The organism is Pseudomonas sp. P9_31 (genome assembly GCF_034008235.1).
Taxonomy (GTDB): domain Bacteria; phylum Pseudomonadota; class Gammaproteobacteria; order Pseudomonadales; family Pseudomonadaceae; genus Aquipseudomonas.
In genome coordinates this window covers 2758394-2778174 of record NZ_CP125375.1, presented here as the reverse complement: position 1 = coordinate 2778174, position 19781 = coordinate 2758394, and the positions used below count along the sequence as shown (strand labels likewise).

Sequence of the window (19781 nt, the reverse complement as noted above, 5' to 3'; positions counted from 1 at the left end):
GCGCAGTCGCGCTTCGCGAGCCCGACGCAACGAATCGGCATAGCCGAGGAACTGCTCCAGGTAAACGCTGACGGCCGTGCGAACGGTGGCGTGCGTTGCGCTGTTGGTCGGGTGATCATCGAGTTGCTGATTCAGTTTTCCGATCGTCTCGCGGACTTGCTCCAGGCGCTGCGGGGCGAGATCCAGGGCGAATGCTTTCTCGTCGATACGCGCACGCAGGATCAGGGCCTGGATCGATGATTCCTGACGCGATTGCTCACCGCGCTGCTGCAGCACACCCAGGGAACGAAACGCCGTGAGCGCGCCCCCCAGGGTCACCAGCAGCACCAGGCCAAAACCCAACAATAGCTTACCCCCAACCGACAGATTTCCGAGCACGCGATTCAATACGAGCATGTCCAACTCCTCGCACGGTCATGGAAAAACAGCCTGCCCTTGGCGCACGGGATGATCGCTGTGCCGGATCTGGACTCACTCATCTGCCGATACCTTGTTCTTGTTGTTGTGGCGCCCCAAACGCCAACCAACGGCGCGGTGCAGCGCCAACTCTAGTGAGTCGGACCTCAACGACACCAATCGCATCCTGCGTTATGAGCCATCGCAAAGTACGATGGTAGGTATCCGGATTTGCTGCTTGAACGGTGAGTGGAAACCCCTTAGATCAACGGTGCACATGGCTCTATCTCCGTTCGCAATACCTCCCAGGGTTGTTTGTCACTGGCGGCTTGGGAATGGCGACAATATCGAGATCTGCTGAGGGATTGGTCATCAGTCCCTTTTCAACCATGGCATAGCGGAACAATTGGTTGAACCAGGCCCGGCATTTTTCCGCGGTAGTGAACGCCTGACGACTCTCAATTCTGCGCAGCAATTCGATCAAGTGCTGACGAGAAATCTCGGCAATAGGTAGAGGCCCAAGCAAAGGCAAAACGTCTTTGGCAAAAATACGATCAATCTGAGAAAGCGAGGTTTGGCGTCCGAGCTTCAATGTAACCGCCTTGAAGGTTCGCCAGGCAAGAAAGACTGCAGCAAAAGAATTCTCATCAGCAGCCAAGGCAGCGAGACGATCCTCTCTTCGAGCGGCTCGAGGATCGATCCCCTTCGCGACTTGGGTACGCGCATTGTCGCGAGCAAAACGAGCGTCTTTAAGGCTCAACTCCGGATACATTCCCAAGGAGATGCGAGCCGGCTTGCCTAACCAGGTGAAACGAAAATGCCAGCTCTTGGCACCCGTCGAACTGACGAATAGGTGCAAGCCGTCCATATCCTTGAGGCTGTAATTTCTTCCGAGGTTTTTTGCGTGGCGAACAGCCGTATCAGTCAAAGGCATATGTACATCTCCTCGTCTCGATCGATTGAGGAGAGATGTACGGGTTCCAGCAATGCATCATCTATCTGAAAACTGGCACATCCTGAGCCCGGATTTCGATGTACGTTTTAATGTACAAAAAAAGCGTGGCTGGGGGTGGCTTTCAGTAGAAATCACTGGAACGAAAAAAAAGAGGCCTAAGCCTCTATTTTCAATGACTTACAGATTTCAGTAGACATCTGTAGATCAATATTTGGAGCGGGAAACGAGACTCACATCTGGCGTCCGACCCATTGAAATCTAAGGGGTTTATTTTCTTGCCCAAGCAGGAAAAGACTCAATTCTGGACTTGCTTGAAGGGTAGATCAAGAACAGAAAAAATAACTCCAATCCAAGCCGTGCTACCGAGTGCTCTCTACAGCTACTCGGAGAAGCATGTAGTGATCAACTAATCCCAGACACGACGTTAAATTTTTCTTCGGCCCGAGCTGGCGCCAGTCCGCCGTTGAATTGATCGGGCCTTGGAAAACGAAAACGAGCGACGTACGGACTTCTACTACCACTCGGTCGGGCGCCTGCTGGATGAGACCGGTTTCGATGGCCGCACCACCCGTTATCAGGAAGCCATCGAGTAAGTGAAGATCGAGACTTAAACCGGTCGCCCTGAATGGACGCCCGGTTTGCCTGATTTACCAGGTAGTGCCGGGAACCCTATTTCAGCTAGCCCCTTCCAGAAATACCTCTATAAGAAAGACCCGTACAAGCACTTAGTATGTTTTATTCTCCTGATCCCATGTTCCTTCGTCGGCAGCCAAACCCTCTAGCAAGCGACAGTAGTCGGCAAACATTGCGTCAACCAGCGTCGAAGTCAGGCGGTTAGCCGCGAGATCCCAGTGGATCAACAAACCTTCTGCCTGCTCGATACTCAGATTGTCCAGCGCCACACCGTGAGTGCGACTCGCACTTTTAACGAGTGTTACTCCCTCGGGCAGGTCCAGTGGACCTTGTGGGTTGAGTCGGGTAAACACCACAGGGAAATCAAGTTTGCGTGGTCGTTGTTTATCCGTCGCCACCTTACGAAGTGCTTGCAGGCCATTGGTCATGCTGTGCTGTTGATCCTCGGTGAAGATCCGTTCGCAACGCCGGGCCTGCTCTATAAAAGTCATAGGTTCATTGTTGAAATCGATCCAGCTCAACGTAGTGAAGTCGCCGACCAGCGCGTCGATCTGCGGGTGTACTGCAGGCCTCTTCCAACCAGGGGCCACCAGAGTAAAGGCCGGCTGGGCGCAATGTTTCGTAATGCTCCAGGCATAGGCAGAAATCAGTACCGCGTCGGCAGAGATTCCTGTTCGTGCGATACGATCACGCAGCGCTGGCCAACAATCAAGGTAGTGCTCATATTCCAGGTACAGGCCATTGATATCCCTTTCGTCATTCACCTGCGGCCCTTGGGGCAGCAGTCGGAATTTTTCCTGCCAGTAAAGAGCTGCGTTTTGTGCCGCAGGTGTGCGGTTGTACTGTCCGAGAGCCTCCATATAACTACCAAAATTGATGACCAACGGCGTCTGCGGTAGACCGTGGTAGAGATTCAGCAGTTGATGGATCAACAGATCTCGACTGGGAAGGTCGACGAGCAGCAGGTCCACCGCCAGATGCACCAGGCTGCGTTGTTCATCCAGTGTACTGACCCGCAGTTCAGCGTAAGGCCACTCTCCCAGCGCCGTCACCCGGCCAAGCATCTCTTCGGCGATCCGCGATCCACTGATATTCTTCTCGACTGTTTCGAGTTTCATCAATAGCGGTGCTTCCATGATCTGCTGGGTGCCACTGGGCAGAATCCGCGTCCGCAGCATCGGATGGTGCGCCACTAACTGCTGCCAGGCTTTTTCCAGTCGAGCAATATCCAGCGCTTCGATAGCAACGGCCATATAGAGATGTGAACTACCCTGCCCCCGGTGTAAAGAACGGTTGAAAGCGTAGGCCTGCTGCTGATCAGTCAATGCAAAAGGTGTCTTTGGCGGCGCATCGGGCGCCAGCTCAAAAGGCGCCGCATGAACCAGCGTTGATGTTTTGAGCGCCAACCAGTCGTTATCACCGTTCGCCAACGTGACCAGCAACTGGCAATAGTCGCCAAACAGCTGATCGATCATGCCGACGGGATAGCAGTCGATGGCGACGTCCCAGCTGAAACTCAACGCCCCGCCACGCTCGCGCAATTGGTGATCGAGGTTGATCTGTGGCGTCTGAGTGACGCAGTAGTGTTGGGCGTCGCAAAAGCTCGGCGCGCCGTCGATTACCGGGTTGTTGAGCATCGAGGTGAAGACCACCTCGCCACCGTTGAACAGCCTCGATTTGTCGCCACGCTGACGGACTTCGCGAAGTGCAGAGATGCCACTGACGCTGGCGTGATCAAGGTCCGCCAGCAACTGGCGCTGCACCTGTTGCGCCAGTTCGGCCAGGGTTTGTTCCGCCGCGCCGGCAAAGACAAAGAACTGCGTGGAGATCAGCGGCCCGACCAGCCGATCAATGTCCGGGTGCACCGGGAGTCGGCCATAACTGGTCAAGATCAACGAAAAGGCCTTGCCGGCATTGGCCTGTTGCAGGATCAACCCGAACAGACTCAACAGCAGTGCAGTGCCTGAAACCTGCAAAGCATCGCCCCGCGCTTTCAATCGCTGCCAGCAGCTCTGCTCAAGGGTTGAGGTCAATCGACGACGCTCGCGGCCAGCAGGTCGCGATGCCTTGGGCAAGGACAAGCCAGTCGGTGCCTGCGCCAACTTGTCGACCCAGTACTGCATATCACGCTGGTAGCGAGGTGACTGTTTGAAAGCCTCCAGCGACAGCTGATAATCACGCAACGACACGCCCTGAACCGGTAACTCGGTGGCAGACTGCTGATAAATCATCAGCCATTGCTGCAACAGCACCTCCAAAGAAGTGGCATCGACAATCAACTCGTCAATGCTCAGGTGAACCCGGTTGACTTGGTGATCCAGCAGCGAAACGACTATTTCAAACAGCGTTTCCTGGCCGCTCAGATAAACCTTGTGCGACATCGATGCGCGAAGGGCTACCAGCGAATGCTCGCGTTCGGCGGGTTCGCTGCGGCGCAAGTCGCGGGTCTTGAAACGATAAGGCATCGGTTCGCCGACCTGCTGGCGACCGTCCGCCAGCAACCTGAGCCGTAGCGCATCGTGGCGAATCATCAGCCGATTCCACGCCTGATTCAGCCGGTAGACGTCCAGCTCCGGCCAGTCGAATTCCAGATAGATATGGCAGCCGACCCGCTCAGCCTCGGCCAACAGCGTACGACCTGACAAAAACGATTGCTGGATATCATTGAGGGCAAAAGGCAGATGGCGGGCGTCGGGCGCCACCTGCAACGCCGGTACCAGTTGATCGTCGCCCTGCCGTTCCTGCACCGCCAGATTGGCTTCGACTTCACCGAGACTCAAGTACGGGCTCAGCTGTGCCAGCGATACCGACCGTTGCAGTTGCTGTTCCAGCCTGGCCTTGAGGCCCACGGCGCCCAGAGAGCTGAGGCCGAGGCTGGCCAGACTGCGCGATTCGCACCCCGTCAATGCCTGCGGCTCACACCCCAGCAGTTCGGCGAGGATCTGCCGCACATTTTTTTGGCACGGCGTTTCGCCCTCACTTGGATGGCTCAGGGGTTCAGCTCGCCGCGGTGCCAGCCAGTGCCGCGATTGCGCAAAGGCGTAGCCCGGCAATCCAATTCGCTGTGGTTCACCGAGACGCGGCATTTTGCGCCAGTCCGGTTCCACGCCCTGGCGCCAGTAATCGGCCAGCGCTGGCAAGTCTCGCTCCGCCAGTGCCTGATTGACCGCGTCGGCATCTGCATCCGACTGCTCATCGGCCAGCACGATGTCATCGCGCAAGCCTCGGGCAAGCTCGTCCAGTTGCAGTTGCAGGGACGCAATGCTGTCCGCCACACGCGCCCAGCGGCAAGCCATCGCCGTTCGGCCCACTTGCAGCGTATAGGCGATGTCGGCCAGACACAGGTCCGGGCGTTGGCAAATGGCACGGCTCAGTCGTGCAGCCTGCTCCTTCAGCCTGTCAGCATCGTGTGCCGACAACAGGATCAGTTGCGGCCCGATATCAGCCGCAGTTACACGCTGGTGATCAACAAACTCCTCCACCACCAGGTGAGCATTGACGCCGCCAAAACCATAACTGTTGATGCTCGCCCGACGTGGCAGCTCGTTGCCGTCGGCATCCTGCGCCGCCGGCCATGGCCGGTTCCCGGACGCGAGCGACAGTTGCTGCGGATCGAGCGTGATCGCCGGGCTGAGTTGTTGATACCCAGGTATGCCCGGCAGTTGCTGCTGTTTTACCGCATCAATCACCTTGAACAACGCCGCCATGCCGGACGCCAACTCACAATGCCCGATCAGCGGCTTCAAGGTGCTGAGGCTCCACGCAGCGCCGGGTTTGTCATCGCCATTCAATTGCGTGCGCGCGGCCTGAATCGCGTCGATTTCGATGGCATCGCCCATCGCCGAACCCGTGCCATGGGCTTCCAGGTAACTGACAGTGTGCGGCGCAACCCCGGCGCTGCGGTAAGCGGCCACCATCGCCGCCTGCATGCTCTCGTGATCGGGGGCGGTCAGTGAAATCCCTCGACCGCCATGCCCGACACCGCTGCCCTTGATCTTCAAATGAATCCGGTCACCGTCGCGCAGGGCATCGGCCAAAGATTTGAGCAACAGCACGCCCACCCCTTCGGAGCGCACATAACCATCAGCGCCAGGCTGGAAAGAACGGGTGTGCATCTGTTCGCTGAGAAACCCCATCTGCCGGTAGCCGGCCGTTTCAGCAGGCGACAGCAACAGATTGACCGCGCCGATCAGCGCCTGTTGACACTCGCCGGCCCTGATCGCCTGCATGGCTCGATGCAGCGCAACCAGCACCGACGAGCAGGCGGTGTTGCAATACTCGCTGGGCCCGCGCAGGTCGAGGAACCAGGAAATCCGATTGGCGTACATGCAGGGCGAAGAAGACGTCAGCAAAAACGGGCTGTCGCGGGGGACCTCGACAATGTCGCGGTACTCACTCGGCGCGGCGGCGACAAACACGCCGGTTTGGCGGCAGGCAAACGCTGCGGCAGGAATCGCGGCATCGTCGAGTGCCCACCAGGCATGCTGCAACAGCAGCCGCTGCTGCGGGTCCATCAGCACCGCTTCCGCTGCCGAAATGCCAAAAAACTGATGATCGAAATACTCGATCCCGTCAATGTAGCCGCCCGCAGGTCCAGCCGTTGCGCGCTCCTTTGGCACTTCGCGTATCAGACTGGCACCGTGGCGAACAGCAGCCCAAAATCCCTCCAGTTCGCCACCGGGAAAACAGCCACTGATGCCGATGACGGCGAAATCATCCTCTTCTTTGACTGGAGTCGATGGCGGTCTTGCCGCCTGAATCTCTTTCGGCGGCGGCATTTGCCTTCCGAGGCGCTCTTGCAACGCCGCGACGATTTTCTCGATGCTGTTGTAGCGAAAGAAAAAGCTCGGTTCCAGCGCCAGACCGAACGTCATTCCCAGCTGTTCGCTGAGCGCGAGCAGATCAGCCGAGTCCAGTCCCAGCTCCATCAGGCTATGACGTGATGACACTCGGCTGTCTTGCGCTTGTCCCAGGCAGCGATTGACGCCCTGGCACACCGCGTCGTCGATGGAGATCGCCGGCTGCTCAACCATTGCCGTGGTCAGCTGAATTTCCTGGCGCTGACGGCGGGCCAGGTCATAACGCACCAGAACGCCGTACCCTGCATTGTCGGCATCGGCGGGACGATAACCGGGCACCAGCCGCTCGATTCGCGCGCCGTGCAATTCGTGGAAACGCAACACTGGGTCCAGCAGCACGCCCCGCTCGTCACGGCTATGAATGTAGTCCGCCTGGGCGATGTCGCGGTACTTCGGATAGTCCTTGCAACGAGTCACGCCGACCACCGTGTCGACGCCGTTGAGCAGCGTGCAATATTGCAGCATGAACTCCAGCAACTGATCGCCGTAACCGCTGTACTGATGCGCCGGCAGGATGTTCAGGCTCTGGATTTGTACGGTGCTGCCATTGCCGTGAAACAGCTGATCGACCGTGGCGAAATTGACCCCGAACAGCGCTTCGATCCGGGTGATCCGCTGGGAATAGATGACACCGACCACTTCGCCCTTGAACTCCAGCGCCAGTTGACCGGCAGGGTCCTGGCCCAAACGGCGGCGCAGAATGTGTTCATCCACCCGGCCACCTTCGGGCCAGCAGGCCTGTTCCAGCGTCAACAGCGCGGGCATGTCCGCCAGCGTCACATGCCGGACGCGGTATTCACGCGCCCGGTAACAACCGCTGGTGGCCGCGCAGTCGATGCCGTCTAGCGGCAGCCTGTGCAGCATCCCCGGATCGGCAAACAGCCCGGTACCGGCCAGCGCCATCAGGTAGTGCGCTGCTTCAACCGGGTAATGACAGGCAAAGTGATCCACCTTGGGACCGTCGGGGCGCCAGTGACTTTCGCTGAGCACTATCGGTTGCTCGCCGATCAGCGCTGCCAGCGCTTTTGCCGAGGTCTGCAGACTGCCAAGCACGCTGGCGCCTTCCGCCGCCAGGCCGTCGGGCCGCAAGTAATAACGCTGCGGTGCTTGTAAGGCTGATTGCTGCGGCGCCGTCCCCGGCGGTTGCAGATTCTGCTGGCCGATGCCCAGCCACAACACTCGCTGACCGGCACCAACACCCGCGTCCCGAATCCGCTGGCGCAGCGCCGCCGGATCGCTCACTGCTGCGTCAAGCACCAGCAATTGCAGGGGCTTGCTGTCCAGTACCTGGCCCCGGGCCGTATGGTGTCGCACCCATTGCCCCAGCTCGCTCAATGAAACGCCGGGATGGCTGCCCAACTCGACGATCCAGTCCGGTTGCGTGGACAACGGCTGCGCATCGAAGACCTTGCCCAGCAGCTGTTCAAGCGTGGGTCGGTCACCTGACCAGACGTGTTGTTCACCTGCACCCTTCAGCCATTGCAATACGTCTGCCCACTGCTCGCCCTTGCCGAACAACAGGCCATCTAGGGTCGTGGGCAAACTGGCGTAGTACGCCAGAAAAGGCTCGCTCAGACGTTCCGAGAGGAGCGCGCGCCGCTCGGGATTGAACACCAGGTGCCGTTCTTCGCGGCGAATCCACTGCTGAGTGCGCAGAAAATCGCTCAGCAGCCGAGTTTGCTCATGGCCGGTCTGGCCGTCGTCGATGCGCCGCGTATCCACCTGGCCAGTGTCAGTATTGATTGCCCCGTTCAGTTGCAATCGGCGCAACAGCACCAGCGACAACAACTCGTTCAGGCCACGGATAAACGCCGGACAGTGCAGATTCCAGTCCAGCGCCGACAGCTCGAGCCAGCGCCACAGGTGCGGTATATCCTGCGCGTCCGGCAATCGCTGCGGCGCCAACCACGAAAACAGTTCGGCCATCTGCGTGGGCAATGTGTCGATTGCCGAGGCCCGACCCGTGAAGAAATACTCGTCGCCATTCGACGGATTCAGCCAGCCAAACGCCTTGAGTCCGTCGAAGGCCACCCGTAACGGACCAGGATTGATCGAAGCCGCGGCGGCAAACCGCTCAAACCCGAACGACTGGTTGATCCCGCGACCGGAGATCAGCTGACGACTTTCCAGACTCAGCACACAGGCAATGAAAAACAACTGATCGGTCAATGTGGCGTTCATCGTCTTTTCCATGACAAGGCATCCATTCGATTGTGCAGTCACGAAAAGGCGGCAGCGTTTCGCACGGTTTTGACGAGTTTTGTCAGCACCTCGCCCGGCCCGAGTTCCTCGAATTCGAATGCCCCTTGGCGCATCAGGTACTGCACGGTATCGAGCCAGCGCACCGAGCCGCAGATCTGCCGGGTCAGGTTATCGACCAACTGATCATCGCGGTAAGGCGCGGCGTCGATGTTGGCGATCACCGGGGTGTGCAGCGGTGAATACTCGAACGTGGCCAGGTACTCGCCGAATGCCCCCATCGCGCCTTCCATGTAGCGGGAATGGAATGGCGCGCTGACTGGCAGCGCTACGAAGGTAATGTCCATCGCCTGGAAAATCTCCTTCGCCTCGCTGAGTGCCTCCACCGGACCGGCTAGCACCACCTGGGAGGGCGAGTTGTAGTTGGCAACGTCCAGCGCACCGAGGCCATGACGGGCCAGTAGCTCGTTGACTTCGTCAGGACTGCGACCGATGACAGCGGCCATGCTGCCTCCAGTGGCCTGGGCCATCAGCTCGCCGCGTTTTTTCACCAGTTTCAGCCCGGTCTCGAAGGAGAACGCACCCGCGGCAAACAGCGCGCAGTACTCGCCCAGGCTGTGACCGGCGAGAAAGTCGGCTTTACGCGGGTCCGCCTGCTGTTTGGCGAGGAACGCCAAGGCACTGACGGTGTACAGCGCCGGCTGGGTAAACCGGGTGTTGGACAGCTGTTGATCGGGGTCTTCCAGGCACAGTGTTTTCAGCGAATAGCCGAGGATTTTGTCGGCCTCGGCCAGATGCTCGGGGAACTGTTCGAACAACGCCGCCCCCATGCCCAGTCGCTGCGAACCCTGCCCCGGAAACCCATAGACGCGTTTCGGCCCGGACGGCATTGGCGTCGATGGGCGCTGTACCAGGCGGGTCGGCTGCTGGACCTGAAATGTCGCGGGCGGCGCGGCCACCTGAGCCGGTGCTGCTGTCGGCGGTGTTGTCAGCGCTGCTTTCGCCGGCAGCGGCTGCAAGGCACGACCGAGGGTCAGCACCTCGTCGAATTTTTCAAGGTCGCGGCCGAACGGGCTGAGCACCGGGAAAATCGGCGGCAACGCACGGTCACGAATATTCTGTTTGATCAGATTGGCCAGCGTGCCGCTCGGGCCAAGGTCGAGGTAGATCATCGATTCGCCGCGCTCAGCGGCTTCACGCTCGATTCGCGCCAGGGTTTGGGAAAAACGGATTGGCTGGCGGATGGTCTGCCAGAAGTGATCGGCGTCGAGCTGCTGCAAGGTTTCGGTGTTGTGGCACGAGATCACCGGGATCTGCGCCTTGTGCAGGCGGGTCTGGCGCAGCAGTGCCTCGACCTCCGGCCTGAGAAAATCGATATGGCGCGAATGAAAGGCCTGATTGACCGGCAGACGCTGGAACACGATGTCCCGAGCGCTGAGGTGGCGTTCGGCATCGGCAACCGCGCTGCTCGGACCGGCGACGACGATCAGCGAAGGCGCGTTGTGGGCCGCGATATCGCAGTGCTCGCGCAGCAACGGCGTCTGCTGATACAGCGACTCTTCGGCCAGGATCGCCAGCATTGCACCCTCGCCTGCCGGTGACTGGCGCTGGTGAAACAGTTGCCCTTGACGTACAACAAGACGAATGGCGTCGGACAGAGAAATGACGTCTGCCAGCGCAGCGGCGGCAAGTTCACCCAGGCTGGTGCCCAACAGATAATCAGGGGTGATGTGGTGCTCGATCAGCGTCTTGCCGAGGGCGTACTCGATCATGAAGATCGCCGGGTGGCTCAGGCGAATATCATCGAAGGCCTTTGAACGCGGGCTGTTGTCGTGATAAATCCCGGCAATCACCGACTGCCCCAGTTCGGCGTGGATCAGTGTGTCGAGTTCGTTCATCCAGCGGTGGAACACTGAGTTGTTCTGATAGAGCTCGCGGCCCATCTGATAGAACTGGCAGCCCTGACCGGGAAACATGAACACCACGCAAGACGTCTGTCCCTGAAAAAGATAAGGCATAAATTTCGTCCTGAAATAGATAGCTGACGTTACGGCTCGCAGTATAGGAGCCGATCTGGAACGGTCTGCGACATCGATGAAAAAATTTTCGGAGCCTTAGCCCATGACCGCTATGCTCCTCAGGCGGCCGCATCAGCGCCATGCAATCGGCGCTGTTGTCGCGAATACAGTGAAATGCAAACTCTGCAGTTTTTTTTCGACACGGAGGTAGACATGACGACCCAAGGACAAGAAACCGTATCGCCGATCAGTCAGTGGTACGACATGATGACCCGGATGTTTCCCGACAAACGTCTGACCTTCCTCAACTACGGCTACCTGGCCAAAGACAGCCGCTTTGACTGGATCAACGACGAAGATCTTGAGCAAAAATGCTCGGCAAACCTGATTCGCACCCTGCTGGGCGATACCGATCTGCGCGGCAAGAAGGTCCTCGAAATCGGCTCGGGACGCGGCGGCAACTGCTCCTACCTCGCCCGCTATACCGGCGCCGCGTCTATAACCGGGCTGGATTTCTGTCCGGCGCATATCGAGTTGTGCAACCGGGTACACCGTATTGAAGGGCTGACCTTCGTTGGCGGCGACGCGATGGCACTGCCCTTTGCCGATAACGAATTCGATGTTGTGATCAATATCGAGTCGTCCCACTGCTACCCCGACCTCAATACGTTTGGTGAAGAGGTGCAGCGTGTGTTGAAAAAGGATGGCTTGTTTTTTTATGCCGACACCATGAAAGGCGACAACACCAGTGCCCTGTCCGAGCGTGACAGCATTGGTGTCGACTTCTTCACCAACGTGCTGGAGCAGCACCAGGCAATGATTCGCCACACAGGCTTCAAGGTTGAGGAACATGCCGACATTTCCGAAGGCGTGATCAGGGCGTTTGAAAGCGAGCGAGGTCACCTCAAGCACCTGCTCAAGAGCCTGGTGGACGAGAAAAAACAGCACAGTGATTCGCTGCCACCCGAGGTCTGGCACGCGTTCGACACCATGTTCCATTTTTTCGACGATAGCGGCGTCAAGGCCTATAAAAACGGCCATCTGGCGTACAAGTTCTGGCGCCTGAAACAAACCGCCTAGCCCCTTCGGGCCGTGGGAGGGGACGCCGCTTTGGGTATTATCCAACGGCATTCTCCACCCGCTTTTCGCCATACAGGGACGCACAGAACTGCGCGATCACCCTGAACACTTCCGGCTGGGTCAACAACGTCATGTGGTTGGCCGACGCCACCTCGATCATCTCGAAATTCGGCAATTGTCGCTGCCACTCCTGCCAGTATTCGGCGTGGTTGAAAGCGGCGAACTCCTGGCTGTCGGTGGAGAAAAACGGCTCCAGTTCGCCCATCCACAAACCGCTGGCGTTGCGAAAGTAATAGCAGGCAACGTCCGAGGCTTTGGGCAATGGCTGGATTCGATAATGCTCAACCTGATACGCCTGCTGGATCTGCGTCACTTGCGCCATCAGTTGCTGCAAACGCTCGTCGCTGGTCTTCAGGCCCCGCTGCCGGGCCAGTGCCGTCAATTGCTGCCGGTAGTCCGCTGGCGCCAGCGACAGATCGACTTCATCGCGATGGATCAACACCTCGGCGAAGCGCTCCGGGGTCTGGCCGATGGTCATCTGCAAGGACATGTTGACGGTCTGCAACAGGCGGGTCTTGTCGCACAGGCGTGCGGTGCGTTCGCCGGTCACGTCCGGTGAATCGAGCATCACCAGGCTGGTGACGGTTTCCCCCAGTTCCTGCAACTGCCGGGTCACTTCATACGCCAGCATGCCGCCCAGCGAATAGCCGCCCAGATCGTACGGGCCCTGCTGCTGAACCGACTGGATGACCTGGACGTAATAGGCGGCCATTGCCGAAATCCCCAGCAACGGCGCGCGATCGGTCATCCAGCCTCTGGCCTGAAGCCCGAAGAACGGGCGCTGAATGTGCTGGGCAAGACCTTGATAGATTTCACTGCCGCCCAAGGCGCCATGGAACCAGAACACCGGCCGGCCATGTTGCACTTGATTGAGTCGTTGCAACTCCGGGAAGCGTGTGGTCGAACCGCTCAACAGGCCGATGATTTCCGGGGGCAGCACCGGCTTTTTGAAACTGGCCGTTGCGCTCAGCAATTGCAGGACGTCACCGAGGGTCAGGCACTGCTGGATATCAGCCAGGGTAAGTCCGGGATCAATCTGCGCTTGCACCTGCATGGCCCACTGCAACATGACGATGGAATCGGCGCCGTAGGCGTTGAGTGGCTTGGCGGGCGACAAGTCGTTGGGTTGCATGCCCAGCAAGTCGGCCAGCAGACGCAGGCCCTGTTCGGCGGCGATGTGGTGTTTGCCCACTGCCGGGTTGGCCGGGCTCGCGTCCGTGACCTCCTCACGCAACGCCTTGTTTGACTGTTCCAGCCAGTAACGCTGCTTGTCGAAGCCATAGGTGGGCAAGGCGATAAGGCGTGCACCGTTATTTCGCGCGAGCCTGTCCCAGGCAATCTCGCCGCCCTGGGTCCAGAGCAGTGCCAGTTGTTTCCGGTCATCAGCCTCGATCAGGCCGTTGCTCAGCGCCACGGCACCCGCACCGGACAGCAAGCTGGCCAGTGCCGCCGACACTTCGTCGACATTGCCGAAGGCCAGTGGCAAATCGAGTGTTTCCAGTACGGTCATCGGTTCGCCCTGCTCCAGTGGCCGCAGGATATCGGCCAACACCGTGCGCAATTCGCCGGTGCTGCTCACTTGTAACGCCAGCCGCAGCGGCATCGCTTCCCGGCCAGTTTGCAGAGTGTGGGCCAGATCCTTCAGCCGAAGATCCGGATGGGCATCCAGATGCCGCGCCAACCTGGCCACCGCCTGCTGCAACGAACCGCTGCTGTTGGCTGACAGCGGCACGATATGCACAACACCGTCTTCTGGCGGCACTACGTCGGGCGCGGACGCTGTCGGATATTCCTCGATAATCAGATGGGCATTGGAGCCCCCGGCACCAAACGCGCTGAGCGATGCCCGGCGCGGAACGGATTGCCACACGCCATCGATCTCGACCACCGGCTGAGGCCAATCGGCCAGGGTACGTTGCAGCACGAACGGCGAGTGTTCGAAATCCAGCTTGGGATTCAGTGGACCGAGCACCAGCGACGGCGCCAGCTGCCGGTGTTGCAGTTGCAGCACCAGCTTGCTGAGCGCGGCCATGCCCGAAGCCGCTTCGGCATGGCCGATGTTGGATTTGACCGAGCCAATGGCGCAGGACTGACTGGCAACCCCCGCTTCGCTAAAAATGCGGCTCAGCGCGCTCAGCTCGATGGCGTCGCCCATCGCCGAACCATTGGCCGCCGACTCGACGTAACTGACGGTGCACGGGTCAATCCCCGCGCGCTTGAAGTTGCGGTCGATCAGCGCCGCCTGCACCTTGGCGCTCGGCACCGAGAAGCCATGGGTGTGGCCGCCGTGGTTGGTAGCGGTCGACTTGATCACCGCCAGGATGTGGTCGCCATCGCGCTCGGCGTCGGCCAGGGTCTTGAGCAACACCGCCCCGACGCCCTCTGCCGGCAGATAACCGTCGCCGTCGGCAAAGCTGCGGCTGCCGGCATGACTGCCCAGCACCTGGCCGACGCTCAGGCCAATGTACTTTTTCGGATGCAGGGTCAGGTTGACGCCGCCGGCAATCGCCAGCCGACAATCGCCATTGCGCAGCGCTTCGCCAGCGGCATGGATCGCCGAGATCGACGAGGAACACATGGTGTCGATCGCCAGGCTCGGCCCCTGAAAGTCGAAGAAATAGGACACACGGTTGGCAATCGCGCTGTAGGACGTCACCGACACCAGCGACTCTCGGACCAGATCCGACTCGAATGCCTGGTATTGCTGGTACATCACACCGACAAACACACCCACCTGTTGTTGATAGCGTTGCTTGATCTGTTGCCGGGTGATCCCGGCGCTTTCCAGCAGGTTCCAGCAGGTTTCCAGGAACAACCGGTCGTTGGGGTTGATGATTTGCGCCTCTCGGGGCGAGAGGTTGAAAAACAGCGGATCGAAGTCTTCGACCCCGTCGAGAAAGCCGCCCCACTTGCAGTACGTCTTGTCGAAGCGGTCGCGCGCCTCGTCAAAGTACGCCTGGTGATCCCAGCGCGCGGTTGGCACTTCGCTGATCAGGTCTTCACCGCCAGCAATTTTTTGCCAGAACGTTTCCAGGTCTTCGACACCGGGGTAGCGACCACTGAGGCCGATGATCGCCAGATCGCGGTTGTTGCTGGTCGCTGGCACGGTTACTGGCGGTTGACGGCGGCTGTGCTGGCGCCGGGACACTTGTGCCGTGGCTATTGGCGGTGCTTTTTCGGTGGGAATGCTGCGCCTGGCCGGCTCGGCCATCAGCAACTGCCGCATCATTTCGGGGTGCTGCCGGATGAAGTAGTCGCTCAGTTCGCGCACGGTCTGGTGTTCGTACAACAGGGTGTTTGGCAGCGAGCCAAAGGTGCGTTCCAGTTGAGTGGTCAGCTCGGTAAGCATGATCGAGTCGACCCCGTAACGCTCGAACGAGCCGTCACTGTCGATCTTATCCAATGGCCGCTTGAGGGTTTTCGACAATAGTTGCTTGAAATGCCGGATCGCCAGCGCGTTCAGGTCGCCCTCCACGGTTTGCGCCAAGGGTGCCGCCTCGACCGGCGCGTGGGTGATTGGCGCAGCTGGCGGCTCCTGCCACTGCCCGGCGATAAACGTCTTGATCCTGGCGATATCCCCTTCCAGCACCATCCAGCGTTCGGCCCCCTGAGCATCGGCCAAAGCCCGGCGTAAAAAATCCAGGCCGCCACTGTCACTCAAGGGTTGAATCCCGGTCTGCTCGACCATCTGTTGCTCGCGTTGAGCATCGATCTGCATCCCGCCGTTGCGCCACAGCGGCCAGTTGATCGCCAGGGTGCGGCCCTGACGGCGACCAGCCTGGGTCTCGCGATTACGCCAGCCGGCCCACTCGTCCATGAACGCGTTGGCCAGCGCATAGTCGCCCTGCCCCGGATTGCCGATCACGGTGCTGACCGATGAGAACAGCACAAAACAGTCCAGCGGCAGATGCGCGCTGGCGCGATCCAGGTTGAGTACGCCCGCCACCTTGGGTGCCAGCACCGCCGTCAGATCGGCCTCGCTTTTGTTCTTGAGCAAGCTGTCGCGGGTGATGCCGGCGCAGTGGAAAATCCCGTTGATCGTGCCGAACGCTTGCTCGCAACGTGCGATCAGCGCCTCGACTGCGCGTGGGTCGGCGACGTCCAGCGCTTCAACTTGCACCTCGGCACCCAGTGCCTTGATCGCCTCGATTCGTCCGCTGACTTCGGCTGAACGTTGACTGGCCGAACGGCTGGCCAGGACCAGCCTCACGCCCCGTGCCTGCCGGCCGATGCTTTCGGCCAGCAACAAGCCCAGGCCGCCTGTGCCACCGGTCAGCAGGTAGACCCCGCCATCACGCCATGGCGTGGCGTCAGCATCCGGCAGCAACGTCTCCTGCCAGGATGCCACCTGACGGCGATCGCCCTGGTAACGCACCCGCTCATCGTCCTGCTGGCCATTGTCGATCAGCCACTGCGGCGAGAGGCTACCGCGCACTTCGATTGATTGGGCGGCAGCGATCAGTCCTTCGTTTTTTGCGGTCTTCAGCAGCGCCAACAGCGAGGCGAAGACCGGGGCGGTTTCATCAAGGTCGGCAAGAACCAGCTGCACCAGCGTGTCCGCAGGGCAGGTTTTCAAAAGGTTGATCAGGAAACCCGCCAGCAATGGCAGCGCGACAACGGGGTCATCCGAAACCACGGGCAGCCGCTCGATGTGGATCTGCCGACTGTTGCCAGCCAGTGCCCGGCAGCGATCCGCCAATTCGTCCAGCGCAACGGGTTGATCACCGGCCAACACCATCACCTGCCGCGCGAACTTTCGCTGAGCCGTATTGATGAGTTCTTTATCGCGCCAGATCGGTGTCATGGTCAGCACGGGCGTGGCTGCCGGTTCAAGTCTTCTCGACGAAAAACCTTGCAGGCGCAGTGCGATGCGGCCCTGCTCATCGCAAATATCCACGTCCAACTTGTTGATACGCCCCGGCTGGTGGCTGGCGCTGTAGCGCACCCACGCATGGCAGGGCTGGTTGAGCAGGTTCAGGTCGCCAAAAATCACCGAGTCCAGCGCAAACGGCACCAGCGGTTGGCGCTGCTGGTCCGACGGAGTCGGCTCCAGTAGCGCCAGCCCTAATGCCGCCTGCAATGCAGAATCGAGCAGGCCGGGAGACAGGCCGAGCTCAGTGCCTTCGTCCGCGAATACCAGCTTGGCCAACACTTGGCCATTGCCCGCCTGCAACGCGCTGAGCCGGCGAAAGTGTTCGCCGTATTCCAGCCCCATCTCACCGAAAATCTCGTAGCACTGCTGTGGCGCCAGGCGTTGCTCGGTCGTGGCGGCAGCGATGGCTTGCAGGTCCAGCGGCGCCAGACTCTCGGCGGCTCCGACCGTCGCCACACCGGCGCAATAGCTCGGGCCGTCGACCGGCGTGCCACGAATTTCAAAACGAATCTCGCCGTTGTCCTGCTCCGCCAACTCGATGTCGATGGCCAGCTCGCCGCCGTCATGGCGCATGGGTTGGCGCCAGGCGATGTTCTTCAGGCGAACCACTGCGCGCTCATGGGCCAGCGACAGTTCAAGCGCCACCCTGGCGATTTCCAGATAAGCCACACCCGGCAGGATCTTCAAACCACTGACCCGATGTTCGGCAAAAAACCATTCATTGCCGTCAAACCGGCTGCTGAAACGTTGTCCTGCCAGATCCGACGTATTGCGCTGTACCAGTGGATGCAGCCACGCCTCGCCCGTGCGCTTGAGCGCAGGAGATTCGCTGATCCAGTACCGCTCGCGGCTGAAGGGGTAAGTCGGCAGCGAGATTCGGCGCGGCTGGCTTTGTTGATACAGCTGACGCCAGTCCACGGTTGCGCCCCGGCGCCACAGCGTCAGCACGCTGTCGATATTTTGTTGTTGCAGGGCCCGAAGCACCTCGTCCGGCGCAATCTTGCTGGCAGGCTTACCGCCTTCGCCGGGGCCGCTGGCATGCAGTTGGCTCAACAGACTGTCGCGGCTGTTCGCCACAATCACCAGTCGGTATTCCATCGCCTCGCGACCCAGTTGCAGGCTGGCGGCCAGATCCGCAAGAACCACCTGAGGCTGGCGTTGCAGAAAATCGATCAACTGCTCAACCCGCGACTGCAGCGCTTCGAGGGTTTTGGCAGACAGCGGAAATATCGTCGCGGCGACCCCGTGTTCCGTCAGCGCAGGAACAAGTTCAACCGCCTCCAGCACAACATGAGCATTGGCCCCGCCAAACCCGAACGAGCTGACACCCGCCCGGCGCGGCGCCTTGTTGCCCTGGCTGTCGGATAATTGCGGCCACTCCCGGCCAGCCTGCAGGACCTCGAACGGACTGCCGGCCAGATCGATATACGGATTGAGCTGTTCGCTGTGCAGGCTCTTGGGCAGATAACCCTGCTTTAGCGCCAACAGCGTCTTGATTACCCCGGCAATGCCGGCGGCGGATTCGAGGTGGCCGATATTGGTTTTCACCGAACCGAGATAACAGCGCTGCCCAGCACTGGCGCCCAGTTCGGCAAAGGCCTGCTTGAGTCCACTGATCTCGATCGGGTCGCCCAGGCGCGTGCCGGTGCCGTGGACTTCGATGTAACCGAGGCTGTTGATGTCGATGCCCCGGCAGGCCTGTTTGATCAGGTCGGCCTGGGCCTTGGGATTGGGTGCTGTCAGCGAGTTGGCGTGGCCGCCATGGTTTTCTGCCGAGCCGATAATCGTCGCGACAATGTTGTCGCCATCGGCCAGTGCCTGCTGATAGTCCTTGAGGATCAACACCCCGACGCCTTCACCGCGCACATAGCCGTCGGCATCGGCGGCAAAGGCCTTGCAGCGCCCGGTGGGGCTGAGCATGCCGGCCTTGAGCGCACCCATGAACACCATCGGTTCAAAACACAGATTCACCCCGCCGGCAACGGCCACCGTGCAGTCGCCATTGAGGATCGACTGCGCGGCCTTATGCACCGCCACCAGAGAGCTGGAGCAGGCGGTATCGATGGGCGCGCTGGGGCCATGGAAATCGAACAGATAGGAGATGCGGTTGGCGATGATCGAGTGCGCATTGCCCGTGGCGTCGTGCGCGCCGGCTTCGGAACGGGCCAGCAGGCCGTTGTAGTCGGCGGAAGAGACGCCGATAAACACCGAGGTGTTGCTGCCGCGCAGGTTGTGCGGGCAGATGGCGGCATCTTCGAAAGCCGCCCAGGTCTGCTCCAGCACCAGCCGGTGCTGTGGGTCCATGGCCTCGGCTTCGCGGGCGGATATCTTGAAGAAGTCGGCATCGAACGCGGTCGGGTCATTGATGAAACCGCCCGGGCAGGTGAATGTCTCGCGCAGGTGAGCACGCTCGGCAATGCCCGGCAGATGCCAATACGGCAGCTCGCTGATCTGCGAGCGCTCCTCCATCAGCAGTTGCCAGAATTGCTCGGCGTTGTCGGCACCGGGGAAACGCCCGGAAAAACCGACAATCGCCACCCTGGCAGTCGGCGCTGGCGATGGCGCGCTGCCTTGTGTTGGTTCACCGATCTGCCGCCGGGTGCGTGGCGCCGGCGTGGTCGGGTGTTGTTGAGTGGGCCGCTGATTAGGCAGGCGGATGTCATGTGCATCGTTCGACGTAGTGTTGTTCATTGTTCTGAATGCCCTTA

The 19781-nt window shown here is 60.1% G+C and carries 5 protein-coding genes; 1 reads left to right on the top strand and 4 read right to left on the bottom strand.

Annotated features, from left to right (window positions below):
* Nucleotides 1–679: 679 nt before the first annotated feature.
* The 3 genes from QMK51_RS12085 to fabD all read right to left on the bottom strand — a co-directional run bounded on the left by QMK51_RS12085 (nt 680) and on the right by fabD (nt 11060).
* Nucleotides 680–1330, bottom strand: coding sequence for a tyrosine-type recombinase/integrase (locus QMK51_RS12085; RefSeq protein ID WP_320394180.1), 651 nt, complete (start codon nt 1328–1330; stop codon nt 680–682).
* Nucleotides 1331–2076: 746 nt separating this feature from the next.
* Entirely contained in the window at nt 2077–9024 is a 6948-nt protein-coding gene (locus QMK51_RS12080; RefSeq protein ID WP_320394179.1) for a beta-ketoacyl synthase N-terminal-like domain-containing protein, read from the bottom strand.
* A gap of 38 nt (nt 9025–9062) precedes the next feature.
* Nucleotides 9063–11060: an ACP S-malonyltransferase gene (fabD, locus tag QMK51_RS12075; RefSeq protein ID WP_320394178.1), complete on the bottom strand. Its 1998-nt coding sequence runs from the start codon at nt 11058–11060 to the stop codon at nt 9063–9065.
* A 213-nt stretch (nt 11061–11273) separates the two neighbouring features.
* Here fabD and QMK51_RS12070 point away from each other — a divergent pair, with 213 nt between their 5' ends.
* A complete protein-coding gene (locus QMK51_RS12070) occupies nt 11274–12140 on the top strand; it encodes a class I SAM-dependent methyltransferase (RefSeq protein WP_320394177.1) in 867 nt (288 codons plus the stop codon).
* 37 nt (nt 12141–12177) lie between these two features.
* On the opposite strand, the gene QMK51_RS12065 is transcribed toward QMK51_RS12070, so the two are convergent.
* The gene (locus tag QMK51_RS12065; protein ID WP_320394176.1) at nt 12178–19764 is read right to left on the bottom strand and encodes an SDR family NAD(P)-dependent oxidoreductase; all 7587 of its coding nucleotides are present in this window, start codon (nt 19762–19764) and stop codon (nt 12178–12180) included.
* Between the last annotated feature and the right edge of the window lie 17 nt (nt 19765–19781).

What these genes read in the sequence shown, in the direction of transcription:
- QMK51_RS12080 (WP_320394179.1), bottom strand. Translation starts at nt 9,024, where the DNA reads ATGAACGCCACATTGACCGATCAGTTGTTTTTCATTGCCTGTGTGCTG.
- fabD (WP_320394178.1), bottom strand. Translation starts at nt 11,060, where the DNA reads ATGCCTTATCTTTTTCAGGGACAGACGTCTTGCGTGGTGTTCATGTTT.
- QMK51_RS12070 (WP_320394177.1), top strand. Translation starts at nt 11,274, where the DNA reads ATGACGACCCAAGGACAAGAAACCGTATCGCCGATCAGTCAGTGGTAC.
- QMK51_RS12065 (WP_320394176.1), bottom strand. Translation starts at nt 19,764, where the DNA reads ATGAACAACACTACGTCGAACGATGCACATGACATCCGCCTGCCTAAT.
- QMK51_RS12085 (WP_320394180.1), bottom strand. Translation starts at nt 1,330, where the DNA reads ATGCCTTTGACTGATACGGCTGTTCGCCACGCAAAAAACCTCGGAAGA.